At 66.0% G+C, this 14,547-nt stretch carries 10 protein-coding genes; 5 read left to right on the forward strand and 5 right to left on the reverse strand.

What is annotated here, in order from left to right:
* Positions 1-20 precede the first annotated feature (20 nt).
* On the reverse strand, positions 21-1,646 hold the full coding sequence (locus AC0L3X_RS36360) for an MFS transporter (protein ID WP_175627402.1): 1,626 nt from the start codon (positions 1,644-1,646) through the stop codon (positions 21-23).
* 343 nt (positions 1,647-1,989) lie between these two features.
* Between AC0L3X_RS36360 and AC0L3X_RS36365 the strand changes: the two genes are divergently transcribed.
* Positions 1,990-2,664 (forward strand): response regulator, encoded by a 675-nt coding sequence (locus AC0L3X_RS36365; RefSeq protein ID WP_014498490.1) that lies wholly within the window; start codon positions 1,990-1,992, stop codon positions 2,662-2,664.
* A 12-nt stretch (positions 2,665-2,676) separates the two neighbouring features.
* On the opposite strand, the gene AC0L3X_RS36370 is transcribed toward AC0L3X_RS36365, so the two are convergent.
* The 3 genes from AC0L3X_RS36370 to AC0L3X_RS36380 form a co-directional block, all read right to left on the reverse strand.
* Complete coding sequence (locus AC0L3X_RS36370) at positions 2,677-3,036, reverse strand: hypothetical protein (protein WP_028148705.1); 360 nt, start codon at positions 3,034-3,036, stop codon at positions 2,677-2,679.
* A 94-nt stretch (positions 3,037-3,130) separates the two neighbouring features.
* Positions 3,131-4,558 carry a S8 family peptidase gene (locus AC0L3X_RS36375; protein ID WP_063980779.1) on the reverse strand — a complete coding sequence of 476 codons (1,428 nt, stop codon included), beginning with the start codon at positions 4,556-4,558 and terminating at the stop codon, positions 3,131-3,133.
* Between the two features lie 201 nt (positions 4,559-4,759).
* Positions 4,760-7,600 carry an ATP-binding protein gene (locus AC0L3X_RS36380; protein ID WP_063980780.1) on the reverse strand — a complete coding sequence of 947 codons (2,841 nt, stop codon included), beginning with the start codon at positions 7,598-7,600 and terminating at the stop codon, positions 4,760-4,762.
* A 199-nt stretch (positions 7,601-7,799) separates the two neighbouring features.
* Between AC0L3X_RS36380 and AC0L3X_RS36385 the strand changes: the two genes are divergently transcribed.
* The 4 genes from AC0L3X_RS36385 to AC0L3X_RS36400 all read left to right on the forward strand — a co-directional run bounded on the left by AC0L3X_RS36385 (position 7,800) and on the right by AC0L3X_RS36400 (position 10,761).
* Entirely contained in the window at positions 7,800-8,219 is a 420-nt protein-coding gene (locus AC0L3X_RS36385; RefSeq protein WP_063980781.1) for an organic hydroperoxide resistance protein, read from the forward strand.
* Between the two features lie 35 nt (positions 8,220-8,254).
* On the forward strand, positions 8,255-9,283 hold the full coding sequence (locus tag AC0L3X_RS36390) for an alpha/beta fold hydrolase (RefSeq protein ID WP_063980782.1): 1,029 nt from the start codon (positions 8,255-8,257) through the stop codon (positions 9,281-9,283).
* Positions 9,284-9,355: 72 nt separating this feature from the next.
* Positions 9,356-9,919 (forward strand): cytochrome P460 family protein, encoded by a 564-nt coding sequence (locus AC0L3X_RS36395; RefSeq protein ID WP_063980783.1) that lies wholly within the window; start codon positions 9,356-9,358, stop codon positions 9,917-9,919.
* A 17-nt stretch (positions 9,920-9,936) separates the two neighbouring features.
* Positions 9,937-10,761, forward strand: coding sequence for an SDR family NAD(P)-dependent oxidoreductase (locus AC0L3X_RS36400; RefSeq protein WP_063986053.1), 825 nt, complete (start codon positions 9,937-9,939; stop codon positions 10,759-10,761).
* A 7-nt stretch (positions 10,762-10,768) separates the two neighbouring features.
* Here the strand turns inward: AC0L3X_RS36400 and AC0L3X_RS36405 are convergent, their stop codons facing one another.
* On the reverse strand, positions 10,769-14,278 hold the full coding sequence (locus AC0L3X_RS36405) for a PAS domain-containing hybrid sensor histidine kinase/response regulator (protein WP_473317226.1): 3,510 nt from the start codon (positions 14,276-14,278) through the stop codon (positions 10,769-10,771).
* Positions 14,279-14,547 lie beyond the last annotated feature (269 nt).

Consider the following 14,547-nt stretch of genomic DNA (forward strand, 5'->3'; position numbering starts at 1 on the left):
TTGTCGGTCGCTGCTGTCGATCAGGTCGCCTTGATGTCGACGTCCTTGGTCTCGGGCAGGAAGAAGAAGCCGATCACGACGGTAATCGATGCGAAGATGACCGGATACCAGAGACCCGCATAGATATCGCCGGTCGAGGCCACGATCGCGAACGCGGTCGCTGGCAGCAGGCCGCCGAACCAGCCGTTACCAATATGGTAGGGCAGCGACATCGAGGTGTAGCGAATGCGGGTCGGGAACAGTTCGACCAGCATCGCGGCGATCGGGCCGTACACCATGGTGACGAAGATCACCAGGATGAACAGCAGCCCGACGGTCGCGGCCACCTGCGGACGGAAGATGTCGAACGGATGCGACATCTTCACGATGCCCGCATCGCCCGGCTTCGGATAGCCGGCTGCCTGCACTGCGGCGAGCAGCGCGGGATTGCCGTCCTTGGCGTTGGCGTAGGCGATGTCCTTGCCGTTGACCACCACCTTCACGCCGGAGCCGGCCGGGCCGGAAGAGGTCGAGTACTTGACCGACGCGCCCGACAGGTAGGCGCGTGCGGTGTCGCAGGGCGCGCTGAAGACGCGGGTGCCGACCGGGTTGAACAGGTCGCCGCAACCCGCGGGATCCGCCACCACGTCGACCTTGACCGACTCGATCGCCTTTTCCAGCGCCGGGTTGGCGTTGGTGGTGATCATCTTGAAGATCGGGAAGAAGGTCAGCGCCGCGATCAGACAGCCGCCGAGGATAATCGGCTTGCGGCCGATCTTGTCGGAGAGCACGCCGAACACGATGAAGAAGCCGGTGCCGAGCAGCAGCGACCAGGCGATCAGCAGGTTGGCGGTATAGCCGTCGACCTTCAGGATCGATTGCAGGAAGAACAGCGCGTAGAACTGGCCGGTGTACCAGACCACGCCCTGGCCCATCACGCCGCCGAGCAGCGCGAGCAGAACGAGCTTGCCGTTCTGCCAGTTGCCGAAGGCTTCCGTCAGCGGCGCCTTCGAGCTCTTCCCCTCGTCCTTCATCTTCTGGAAGATCGGGGATTCGCTGAGGCGGAGCCGGATCCAGACCGAGATGCCGAGCAGCAGCACCGAGACCAGGAACGGGATGCGCCAGCCCCAGGCCGCGAAATCGGCTTCGCCGATCGCGCTGCGGGTGAACAGGATCACCAGCAGGGACAGGAACAGGCCGAGCGTGGCCGTCGTCTGAATGAACGAGGTGTAATAGCCGCGCTTGCCGTTCGGCGCGTGCTCCGCGACATAGGTCGCCGCACCGCCATATTCACCGCCGAGCGCCAGGCCCTGGGCGAGGCGCAGCGCGATCAGGATGATCGGGGCCGCGATGCCGATGGTCGCCGCATTGGGCAGCAGGCCGACGATGAAGGTCGACAGACCCATGATCAGGATGGTGACGAGGAAGGTGTATTTGCGGCCGACGATGTCGCCGACGCGCCCGAACACGATGGCGCCGAACGGACGGACGAGGAAGCCCGCGGCGAAGGCCAGCAGCGCGAAGATGTCGCGGGTTGCCGGCGGATAGGCCGAGAAGAACTGCGCGCCGATGATGCCGGCCAGCGAACCGTAGAGGTAGAAGTCGTACCACTCGAAGACGGTACCGAGCGAGGAGGCGAGAATGACGAACCGTTCGTCCTTCGTCATTCCTCCCGCGCCCGCTTGAGACACAGCCATTGTCGACATGTTGAGTCGCTCCCCGAAATGCGTTTCCTCGCGCCCCGGATACCCGGTCATGCCGGATCAACCCAGGTCTTGGCTCCAAGGTAACATCGGCGTGAAACCCGCCCCAATACGACTTTCGGCCTTGCGCACTGACGCGCACCTGACGCCGCGGACCTTTCAATCCGGCACGATCGTGCTCGACCATGGGTTAACCCCGTTCCCGCAAAGGGATAATGCCCACTTGCATGCCACGGCCGGTCGGGAAAGAATTGACCAAGGCCCCGGGCCGGCCTACTGGCCCGGTGTGAATGCCAGCAAGAGAACGATGAGCGCTCCTTCGACCCATCTTGTCATTGCCGATGACCATCCCCTGTTCCGCGACGCGTTGCGGCAAGCGGTGGCGGGCGTCCTGACCTCGGCCAGGATCGACGAGGCGGGATCGTTCGAGGATCTCACCAAGCTGCTGGAACAGACATCCGACGTCGATCTGGTCCTGCTCGACCTCTCGATGCCCGGGATCTCCGGCTTTTCCGGGCTGATCTATCTGCGCGCGCAGTACCCGGCCATCCCGGTGGTGATCGTCTCGGCCTCCGACGACAGCGCCACGATTCGCCGCTCGCTCGATTTCGGCGCCTCCGGCTTCATCCCGAAGCGATTCGGCGTCGAGACCTTGCGCGACGCGATCCTCAAGGTGATGGAGGGGGACGTCTGGGTTCCCACCGACACCGATCTATCGGCCGCCGCCGATCCCGACATGACGCGCCTGCGCGACCGCCTGGTGACGCTGACGCCGCAACAGGTCCGGGTCTTGATGATGCTGTCGGAAGGGCTGCTCAACAAGCAGATCGCCTACGAGCTCGGCGTCTCCGAAGCCACCATCAAGGCGCATGTCTCGGCGATCCTGCAAAAGCTCGGCGTCGAGAGCCGCACCCAGGCGGTAATTGCCGCGGCGAAGATCGCCGGCGGGCAGTGGAAGCAGGGCACCCCGACGGGATCGTAAACCGCGATCGGGTCAGTCGCCTTTTTCGCGCGTCGGCTTGGGCAGGATATCCGGCTGTACCGATTCCAAAATGCTCTTGACGTCGCCGTGCCTTGCAAGGGCGTCGAAGACGTCGGGTACGTCGGTCGACACCGAAAACGACTTGGCCAAGCGAAACACCTTGCCGAGCTTGATCGCATTGGCCGGCAGATCGAGGCTAGCGCTCATGTCAGTGACGATTTCCCTTGCCTTCTCCGGCAGGTCGCTCGCGGCAACGTCATCGTTCAGGAACACCTGAACTGACGAAGGCTGGCCGGGCTTGGTGGCTTGGCGCAATCGATTGACGACAGCCTTACCTTCCCATTCGGGCGAAGGCTTTGTCTTGTCGGTCATGGCCGGCTCCTGTGCGGGAATCCCTGGCGGCCTGGCCAATATAGCGCTTATTGCGGCCGGCTTTTAGCTGGCCGCAACAAGAATTGCCGTGGAGTCAGGCGGGACGGCGCTTCGAAGGGCTCTTCTTGCGCGCGGGGCGCCGCGATGCGGCAACCTTCGGCCGGCGTGCCATCTTCTTGGCGACGCTGCGCGGTGGATGCGACGACGAGCGCCCCCTCGCAGAGCGCTTTTTCGCGGGCGTGCGCCGCCGGGGCGCGACGCTCACCTGCGCGGCGGGGAGCTGCGACCCGGTCAGGAGCTCGTAGGCCCTGACGGCATCGGGCACCCCATGGTTCGCGCGGGCCTCTTCCATCGCCTCGGGGCGCGCGCAGGATCCGATGATGGCGGCTTCGAGCTGGTCCGCCGTTGCAGTCGGCCTCGCTTGCAGCAGAAGGGCTGCAAGACCCGCGACGTGGGGCGTCGCCATCGACGTCCCATTCATGGTCTCGTACTTTTTGCCGGGAACGCAGGACGTGATCGCGACCCCCGGTGCGACGATCGCCGGGCACAATGGGCTGATCGCGCGATTGAAGCTCTGGCTGCTGGAGAAATCAGGCACGACGTCGTGCACGTCGATCGCGCCGATCGACAACACGTTCGCGTAATTGCCCGGCGAGCGGCTGGTCCGGGGGCCCTCATTGCCGGACGCAATGACCGGCAGAACGTTGGCGGCGCGCAAGGCATCGATCACACTCTGGAATGCCGGCGTGAAGCCGCGTAGTCCGAGCGACATGCTCAGGACTCGGGCGCCTTCGCCGATCACCCAGTCCATGCCGGCCAGGATGCGTTCGATCACCTGCCCGCGCTCGATCACCATCGCGCTCGCGAGCTGGGCATCCGGTGCGACGCCGAAGCGACCCTTGCTGACCGGCCGGCCGACGATCGTGCCCGCGGTGTGAGTGCCGTGTACGCCGCTGTCGCGGGCCGGTGCGTTCGGAACCTGATCTCCCGCCAGGTCGAACTCGGCAAACTTCTTGATGGCTCCGGCCAATGCCGGATGCTTGCCGTCGACGCCGGTATCGAGGTGACCAACCACCACGCCTTGGCCGGTGAAACCCGCCTGCCAAAGGCGTTCCACGTTCAAGCGCTTGATGCCCCAGGTCGGACCGACCCCGGTCTTGATTGGACGGGCTTCGACCGGTTTGATCAGGCTGATCTCCGGAGCCTTGTCGACCTTGCCCACTTGCGGATCAGCCTGGAGCGAAACGAGGCCGCTGGCATCCACGCTGCCGACTGCGAGTCCAAGGTTGGGGTAGATGCGCACGCGGCGCTCGGCCAGGCTCTCCGCTCCTCTGATTTGGCGGCCGGCGGAGCGCGTTGCCGCCGCCACGAGACTCTGTGTCTGGGCAGTGTCCGGCGCGATGAAATGATCCTGCATCGCGATCTCGGACGTGGCGGCGGCCGACGCCCTGTCCTTCATTGTGACAATCACTTTGACATAGCCAATCGCGGCCAGTGTATCCTCGAGGCTGGACCCTGCCATTGTCGTGGCTCCGGATGATTGAAATGGACGTGCTAAAGGCAATCAACTGAATAGGTTCAACATGCGATAAAATGCTCGCAGTGGTTGATGCTAGTTCATTTCCCGGGAGTTGCAACGAGAGAGGATGTCGCAGGGACACGCGGCGCGACCCTCGAACATTGAGATACCGTTTCGGCCGGCGCCTGGCCGCCGGTGCGCTTCCTAGAGAGTCTCCAACAACTTGCTGGCGATCCCGATATCCGAGGTCCGTGACCCGTCGGAGAAACCTCCGAGCGCCGATCGAAGCAACCTCTTCGCGTCCGCGCGCTGGCCGCGCCCGGCGATCAATTTCGCGAGATCGATCGCCGCTCGCAACTCCCAGGCTTTCGCATCGGTGCGGCGGCTCAGGTCAAGCGATTGCCTGAAGTGGTTCTCAGCCTCATCGGTGGCCGGCTCCGGCAGTGTCAGCGACACATTACCCTTCATGCGCAACAGCTCGGGCATGTAGAGATGATCGCCGCCTTGCTCGACGAGGCCGATCGCGTCGTCGATCAGGCGCGCACTCCGCTCGATCTGCCCGAGCGCCAACAAGCCATGCACGAGCGCGATGTTGAACGTCGTGGTGAGCAGCTCGTAGCCGGCGTCGTGGAGCTCGCGCAGACAGGCCCGTATCGTCTCGACGCCGCCAGCGGCGTCGCCGCGCCGGATCGCCAGCTCGCCTTTGACGCCGCGGCCGACCGCGAGATAAGGGCCCATCGAGCGCGTTTCGGCATGTGCGATGAAGCGGTCGAGGTTCTCTTCCGCGCCGTCGAGATCCCCGCTCCAGAGATCGATCGAGACCGCCCAGATCAGTGCGATGCAGAGCGTGATCGGATGGTCCATCTGCGCGGCCTCGGTGACCGTCTGCTGCGCCAGTTGCCGCGCATCCGCCGGCCGGCCCTGCAACCAAAGCTCGCGCGCGAGCGAGATGCCGGCCCGGTTGCGGTGATCGAAGCCGTGGACAGTGCTGATCCGCTCCGTACCCGGCCCGTGCCAGGCGGCCTCCAGCATGCTCAGGGCGTCGCGATGCTCGCCGGCCAGATGCAAGGAGACACCCAGCAGCGAATGGGCGAGGGCGATGGAGGCGGCGTCGCCGAGCGTCTCGGCGACCGTGAGGCTCTGCTGCGCATAACCGAGCGCGGCGTCGAACTGTCCCATCCGCTCGTGGAAGATGTGCATGCGGCCGAGCAGCTGGAGCTGGTTCGCCGCGTCGCCGCGAGCCTCGGCGATCGCCAGGCTCCTGCTCAGGGCGCCACGCGCAGCTTCGCTGCCGCCACGCGTGAACATCAAGGTCAATCCGAGGGCGGCCTGGATGTGCATTTCCTCAGCGCTGCCGCGCGAGGACGGATCGATCGCAAGCAGCGCCCGTTCCGACCAGCGCCGGCATTCGATCAGCAGCGACATCGCGAGAAAGATCGGAGCCGCCGCGGCGGCGAGCGCAATGCCGATGCCGACATCGCCGTCCGTGCCGAAGCACCAGTCCAGCGCGGCGCGCACGTTGTGAAGCGCGGAGAAATGGATCGCGCGTTCGTCGGCGCTCGGCACCGTCGCCCATGTCGTGCCGGCCTGCTCCAGCCATCGCCGGTAGTGGGTTGCGTGGCGGGCGGCAAGCGCGGTCTCGTTCGGCTCGATCTCGAGCAGATAGGCGCGCGTCGTGTCGAGCAGACGGTAGCGCATCATGGCGCCGACCGGTCGCGGCGCGACCATCGACTTGGCGACCAGGCTGTCGATGGCATCGAACAGGCGCGAGCGGTCGACGCGCTCGTCCGGCACGATTTCGAGCGCGGCGTCGATGGTGAAGTGACCGGCGAAGACGGCAAGCCGGCGCAGCACGAGGCGCTCGGTGTCGGACAGGAGCCCGTAGCTCCAGTCCAGCGTCGCTTGCAACGTCTTCTGCCGCGGCGGCGCGGTGCGCTGGCCCTGCCAGAGCAGATTGAGGCGTTCGTCGAGCAGTGCGGCCGTCTGCTCCAGTCCGTAGGCCTCGATCCGGCCGGCGGCGAGCTCGATCGCCAGCGCCATGCCGTCGAGCTTGCGGCAGATCCCTGCGACGATCGCGGCATTGACGTCATCGAGCGCGATCTGCGCGCCGCCGGCCATGGCACGTTCGAGGAAGAGCTGAAGCGCGGGATAGGTCTGCGCGGCAGCCGCGGTCAGCCCGGGATTGTCAGGCGGAACGGCGAGCGGCGCCAACCGGTAGACCTGCTCGCCCTCGACACGCAGGGCCTCGCGGCTCGTGGCGAGGATATGGACATGGGGTGCGGCGTGAAAGATTTCGGCTGCCAGCGGCGCCGCGGCGGCGATGACATGCTCGCAATTATCCAGGATCAGCAGCATCCGCTTGTCGCCGAGATGCGCGAGCAGTGCCGGCAGCGGATCGTCGGTCTGCGCCGGCAAGCCCAGCATCAGCAGGATCGAGGTGATCACGAGATCGGGATCGCTGAGCGCGGCGAGGTCGACGAAATGCGCGGCATCGGAGAAAGTCTCGAGCAGGTCGTGCGCGATCGCCACCGCAACGGCGGTCTTGCCGACGCCGCCCGGGCCGACGATCGTGACGAAGTGCGAGCCGATGAGCTTGTCGGAGACGGCGGCGACCGCATCGTCGCGCCCGACCATCCGTTGCAGCCGGTTCGGCAGCTTGACGGGCGGTAATTCCGTTCGCTGCGCGGGACGCCGCTCTGCCGCGATTTCCGCCTTGGAGATCGGCGCCACGAAGCAATAGCCGCGGCCAGAGAGCGTGGTGATGTAGCGGGCGCCGTCCTTGCCGTCGCCGAGCGCCTTGCGCAGGGCTGCGACGTGAAAGCGCAGATTGGCTTCCTCGACGGTCAGGCCGGGCCACACCAGCGCCATCAGGTCCCATTTGCTGACGACCTCGTTCGGCCGCGACATCAGCGCGATCAGCGTGTCGAAGGCCTTCGCGCCGAGCGGCAGCGCGACGCCGTCGCGCATCACGAGCCTTTCATGCGATGTCACGGTGAATGGCCCGAACGATTGGGTTCCCGTTGCGGTGCCGGCCGGCTCGGTCATGGCGAAATGTTGTCCTTTCAAACGGACCGGATAGCCAGATGATCGCAATCGGGCAAGGCCGCACCTGCATCGGCATCAGACCGCTGATGCAGGCCTCGTGGCGGGGCTGCGCGCCGGGGCCTCACAACTTCTCACAAGTCCAAACGGGTGTCCTGCCGCGGCCGCTGCTAGTCAGTTTCCCGACGGCAAGGAGACCTTCATGACGCAGGCGGCAAAACTGCTCTACACGGCCAGCACCCACACCAGCGGCGGACGACACGACGGCATATCGCGCAGTTCCGACGGCCGCCTCGACGTCAAGCTGTCGCCGCCGGGCGGCACTGGCATCGGCACCAATCCCGAGCAATTGTTCGCGGCCGGCTGGTCGGCCTGCTTCGAAGGCGCGATGGAGATCGCGGCGCGCAAGCGCAAGATCGAGCTTCCCCGGAAATGCGCGATCGATGCGGAGATCGATCTCGTGCTCGACGAGGGCGCCTATTCGCTCAGCGCACGCCTCAACGTCAGCCTGCCGGGCCTCGATCGCGAGATCGCGCGCGGCATCGTCGATGAGGCGCACCAGACCTGCCCCTATTCCAAGGCCGTCCGCGGCAATATCGACGTCACGGTCGCGCTGATCTGACGGACATCACCAACCATCCACAAGGTAGCACCACCATGAAACAGATCATCGACCAGCACCGCCGCAAATTTTTCGGCGTCGCCGCGGGAACCGTCGCCGTCGGTTTCGGCGTGATCGACCTCGCCCGTGCCGAAACGGACGCGCCGAAGTCGTCCGCATCGAATGCGTCGTTCGGTCCGATCAAGCAGATCGACGCCGGCGTCCTCAATGTCGGCTATGCGGAAGCAGGTCCCTCGAACGGCCCCGTGGCGATCCTGCTGCACGGCTGGCCTTACGACATTCACGCGTTCGTCGATGTCGCGCCGATCCTGGCAAAGGCCGGCTATCGCGTGATCATCCCTTACTTGCGCGGTTATGGCACCACGCACTTCCTCTCCAGCGAGACGCTGCGCAACGGCGAGCCCGCCGCCATGGCCGTCGACATCATCGCGCTGATGGACAAGCTCGACATCAAGAAGGCTGTTATCGCCGGCTTCGACTGGGGCGCGCGCACCGCCGATATCATCGCTGCGTTGTGGCCGGATCGCTGCCGCGCGCTGGTGTCGGTCAGCGGCTATCTGATCTCCAGCCAGGCCGCGGGCAACGCGCCGCTGCCGCCGTCGGCCGAGCTGCAATGGTGGTACCAGTTCTATTTCGCGACCGAGCGCGGCCGCGCCGGATACGAGAAGTACACGCATGATTTCGCAAAACTGATCTGGAAGCTCGCCTCGCCGCAATGGAAGTTCGATGACACGACCTTTAACCGGAGCGCGGCGGCGCTGGACAACAAGGATCATGTCGCCATCACGATCCACAATTACCGCTGGCGGCTCGGGCTCGCCCAGGGCGAAGCCAAATACGAGGAGCTCGAGAAGAAGCTCGCCGCAGCTCCGGTGATCAGCGTCCCGACGATCACGATGGAGGGCGACGCCAACGGTGCGCCGCATCCCGACCCCAGCGCCTATGCCAAGAGGTTCTCAGGCCGGTACGACTTCCGCCTGATCACCGGCGGCATCGGCCACAATCTGCCGCAGGAAGCGCCGCAAGCCTTCGCCAAGGCCGTCATCGACGCCGACGGCGCCTGAGCGTTCATTCGATGCCTCGGTCCAGCGCGGCTGGACCGAGGCTATGCCGCGATCCCAGCATGAAGGAACGTCATGACGTCCATCAAACCCGACAAGAAAAAGCGCTCTTATGCGACGGCTATCACGCTTGCCGCGCTCCTTCTCGTCGTTCTCCTGACTTGCGTGCCCTATCTGGTCTCGATTGCCCTTGCCGAGGGGCCGACACAAGGCAACACGGCAGACGCTTCCCCGATCTTCGGCGTCACGATTCCTGCGGGTTACAAGCAGTGGGAGCTGATTGCGCCGGCCGAAGAGGCGGCACCGCTCGACGAGCTTCGCGCCGTTGTCGGCAACCAGACCGCGATCGATGCTTATCAGGCCGGAAAACTTCCGTTCCCGGATGGCACCATTCTGGTCAAGCGCGCCTGGAAACGGAAACAGTCGCCGGAATTCGCATCCGCAACGATCCCCGGCGCGGCCACCACGGTGCAGGTGATGGTCAAGGATTCCAGGAAATATGCGTCCACCGGCGGTTGGGGCTTTGGCCGTTTCATCAATGGCAAGCCGGTCGACGAGGCACAGCACCGCACCTGCTTCGGCTGTCACGACGCCCGCGCCAAGAGCCACGATTACGTTTTCACCCGGCTTGCGCCTTGAGCGGTCAGGAGCCCACCGTGTCAAAGATCTGGTTCATCAGCGGCAGCTCGCGCGGGCTCGGACGCGCCATCACGGAAGCCGCGCTTGCGGCGGGCGACCGGGTGGTTGCCACTGCCAGGAATCTCGGTCCGCTCGAACCGCTGCGGGAACGCTTTGAGGAAAGACTGCGGCTCGCAACGCTCGACGTGACTGACGAGGCGGCCGCGCAAGGGGCCATCGGCCTCGCCGTGGAGGCGTTCGGCGGCGTCGATGTGGTCGTGAACAATGCCGGCTATGGCGATCTCGGATCGGTCGAGGACACGAGCCTGGCCTCGTTCCGTCAGCAGATCGAGGTCAATCTGCTCGGCACCATCATCGTCACCAAGGCGGCGATTCCCGTGCTGCGCCGGCAGCGCCGCGGGCATATCGTGCAATTCTCATCCGTCGGCGGACGGATCGGAGCTCCCGCACGCGCGGCCTATTCGGCCGCGAAATGGGGCATCGAGGGCTTTTCGGAATCGCTGGCGCGCGAGATGGCGTTGATCGGCGTGCACGTGACGATCGTCGAACCCGGCGGCTTCCGTACGGGCTTTGCGCAGTCAGCGCATGCGACCGGCGAAGGGCGTGCGGAGTACGATGCCGTCGTTGGCGCGGCCGTCAGGATGCAGCGCGATTATGATGGCCGCCAGCCGGGCGATCCGGCGAAAGCCGCCGCCGCCGTGCTGGAGCTGGTCGACATGGACAGCCCACCGCTGCGGATCGCGCTCGGCAGCGACGCCGTGAACGCCATCGCTGCGACGGACCGGCAACGGCTCGACGAGCTCGAGAGGTGGCGCGCGCTCAGCGTCTCGACCGACTACTGACCGCGTCTTACTCCGCCGCCACCATCTGCTGCGTGCGCCACTGTCCCAGCAGGGCGCGGAGCGAGGCCGGCTTCACCGGCTTGTTGAGCACCGCGACATTTTCCTCGCGCGCGGCGACCTGCACTGCGGGGCTGCGGTCGGCGGTGATCAGGATCGCAGGGATGCCGTCGCCGAAGCGGCGGCGGATGTCGCGGATGGCGGCAATGCCGTTGCCGCGGTCGAGGTGATAATCGACCAGCAGGCCGGTGACGCGGCGTCCCGCGCCTTCGATCGCGGCGATCGCGCCCTCGGGGTCGGCGACCGCGATGACCTCGGCGTCCCAGGCCTTGAGCAGCGTGCGCATGCCGTCGAGGATCGCTGCGTCGTTCTCGATGCAGACGATGAGGGCGCCCGAGATCGGCCTCCGCGCCAGCGGCGTCGCGCTGGTGACGGCAGCGGTGTGGGTGATCGCCTTGGCTGTCGGCACCGTCACGGAGAAGACCGAGCCGCCGCTCTTGTTGCCGTCGATGGCGATGCCGTGCTTGAGCACGCGTGCAAGACGCTCGACGATCGAGAGGCCGAGTCCAAGGCCGCGGGCGATCCGTGCGCCCTGTTCGAGGCGGTGGAATTCCTTGAAGATCTCGCCGCGCTTGACCGGCGGGATGCCGACGCCGGTGTCGTAGACGCAGATTTTCAGCGAAGGGCCCTGGCGGCGGCAGCCGACCAGCACGCGTCCGCGCGGGGTGTATTTGATCGCGTTGGAGATCAGGTTCTGGAGCAGGCGCCGCAGCAACAGCCGATCGGACTCGACCGGCAGCGAGCAGGGCACGAAGGCGAGCTCGAGGTTCTTGGCGCGTGCGATCGGCGCAAACTCGATCTCCAGCGAGCGCATCAAATCGGCCATCTTGAAGCTCGAGATCGAGGTCGTCATCGCGCCGGCGTCCAGCCGCGATATGTCGAGCAGTGCGCCGAGGATCTCCTCGATCGCCTGGAGCGATTCGTCGATGTTCTCGACCAGCCGCGTCTCCTCGCCGCTGTGCTGGCGCTCGACCAGGCTGGTGACATAGAGCCGCGCCGCGTTCAGCGGCTGGAGGATGTCGTGGCTGGCTGCCGCCAGGAAGCGCGTCTTGGAGATGCTGGCGTCCTCGGCCGCGCTCTTGGCCAGCGCCAGCTCGGAATTCAGCCGGGTCAGCTCCTCGGTGCGGTCGCGCACCCGCTTTTCGAGCGTCGCGTTGGCGCGCTCCAGCGCTTCGGCGGCCTCGAACGTGGGGGTGACATCGGTGAAGGTGATGACGAAGCCGCCGCCGGGCATGCGGTTGGTCAAGATCTCGATCACCATGTGGCGGTCGGGCAGGCGCTCGAGATAAGGCTCGCTGTCGGTGGTGTAAGCCGCGAGCCGCCGCTCCAGCATGGCTTCGCGCTCGACCGGATTGTCCGGCTCGCTCACACCCATGAATTCCAGGATTTCACGCAATGGCGTGCCGAACTGGATGAAATGCGGCGGCACGTTCAGGAGATCGCCGAACTGCCGGTTGGAGCAGATCAGCTGCAGATCGGCGTCGAACACGGCGATGCCCTGGCGGACATGGTTGAGCGCGGTCTGGAGGATCTCGCGATTGAAATGCAGCGCCGCGTGGGAATCGTCGAGCAGTTTCAGCGCCGCTTTCGCCGAGACCGTCCGCTTGCGCAGCAGCAGCGACATCACGAGCCGCGAGGAGGCCGCGCCGATCGAAGAGGCGATCAGGTGCTCGGCGTGCTGCAGCAGCTCGAAATCGGCGGGCGCACCGGATTCCAGGCGCACATTGCGCCGCACCGAAAATGCCTCGAAGGAGTGCCGGGCGCGGTCGGGCCCGAGATATTGCGCGACCGTGGTCTGGATGTCCTGCACCGTGACGGTGGTGCGCCAGCGGCGGAAGTTCGGGGAGATCGGCGCGAGCGTGTTGGGTACGAACAGATCGGCTTGCACCAGCTCGATCGAGGACGGCCGCCGCGCCAGCGACAGCAGCACATAGGTCAGGATGTTGAGCGACAGCGACCAGATTACGCCGTGCATCAGCGGCGGCAGGTCGGCGCCGAACAGCGCCTGCGGCCGCAGTGCCTCGATGCCGAACGGGCCGTGCTGGAGCAGCAGGATGCCCGCCGTCGAGGAATCCATGAAGCTCGGGATGAACAGGGTGTAGAGCCACACCGCGAAGCCGACCAGCATGCCGCCGATGGCGCCGCGCGCGGTGGCGCGCCGCCACAACAGCCCGCCGAAGAAGCTCGGCGCGAGCTGGGCGATGGCGGCAAAGGAGAGCAGGCCGATCGCCGCAAGCTGGGTGTTGCCGAGCGCGCGGTAGTAGAAATAGGCCATCACCATGATGGCGAAGATCGCAAGCCGGCGCGAGCGCAGCAGGAAGTCGCTGAAATCGGCGCCGCCGGTGCGCCCCTCCGGCCGCCGCTGCAGCACCAGGGGCACCACGAGGTCGTTCGAGACCATGATGGAGAGCGCGACGCATTCGACGATCACCATCGCGGTCGCCGCCGACAGCCCCCCGACGAAGACGGCGACGCTGAGAAGTCCCGCGCCGCCCTCCATCGGCAGCGCCAGCACATACATGTCCGGTTCGACCGCGCCGAACGGAAAGGTGACGAGGCCGGCGAGCGCGATCGGGATCACGAACAAATTGATGGCGACGAGATAGAACGGGAACAGCCAGCGCGCGCGGCTGACCTCGGCATCCGAGGAGTTTTCGACCACGCTGACGTGGAACTGGCGGGGCAGCAGCATGATCGCGCAGAGCGACAGCAGCGTCATGGCGAGGAAGTTGCCGATCGACGGCGAATAGTTGATGGCGCGCACCGCCTCCGGCGTCCTCATCGCGCGCTCGATCAATTCGTGTGGCGAGAACATCCAGAAGGTGACGAAGATGCCGGCGGCGAGGAAGGCGATCAGCTTGATGATGGATTCGGTTGCGACCGCCAGCATCAGGCCGTGCTGATGCTCGGTGGCGTCGGTCTGCCGCGTGCCGAACAGCACGGCGAAGGCGGCCATCGCCAGCGTCACCATCAGCGCCATGTCGCCGAGGATCGGGATGTGGGAGAACGCCTGGTCCTCGCTCAGGATCGTTTCGAGCGAGGAGGCGACCGCCTTGAGCTGGAGCGCGATGTAGGGCACCGAGCCGATGATCGCGATCAGCGCCACCGTTGCCGCCACCGCCTGGCTCTTGCCGTAGCGCGCGCCGATGAAGTCGGCGATCGAGGTGATGTTGTGCGCCTTCGCGAGCTGGATCACGCGGCGCAGGACGCCCGCGCCGAGCCCGATCATCAGGATCGGGCCGACATAGATGGCGAGGAAGTCGGTCGAGGCGCGGGTGGCGAAGCCGACCGAGCCGAAGAAGGTCCAGGAGGTGCAATAGATCGCGAGCGACAGCGGATAGATCAGCCCGGACGCGCGGCCGCGCCCGGCCGGCGAGCGGCGGTCGCCGTGGCTCGCCACCAGGAACAGGAAGCCGATATAGCCGAAGGCGGCAGCGATCACGCCCCAGTCGTGCAGCATGGCGAGCGCGCTTCTCCCTGGGCGCGAGGGCGCCCGTACTCATTTTCCCTGCAAATCTAGCGCGTTGGGCGGGCGCAAGCGACAGCGAAATGCCCTACCGGGGCGGGAATTGGGGTTGTCGTTAAGGTGCGGGCGAACGCGGATCCCGCTTACCCTCCCCTGGAGGGGGAGGGTCGATCGCGCGCAGCGCGAGCGGGGGGGGGGGATAGTTACACAACAGCACCGGCAGAGGTGGAGAGACAGTCCCCCCCCCCCCGGAAACCCAAAAA

It is taken from the genome of Bradyrhizobium sp. MI1.7, assembly GCF_055811795.1.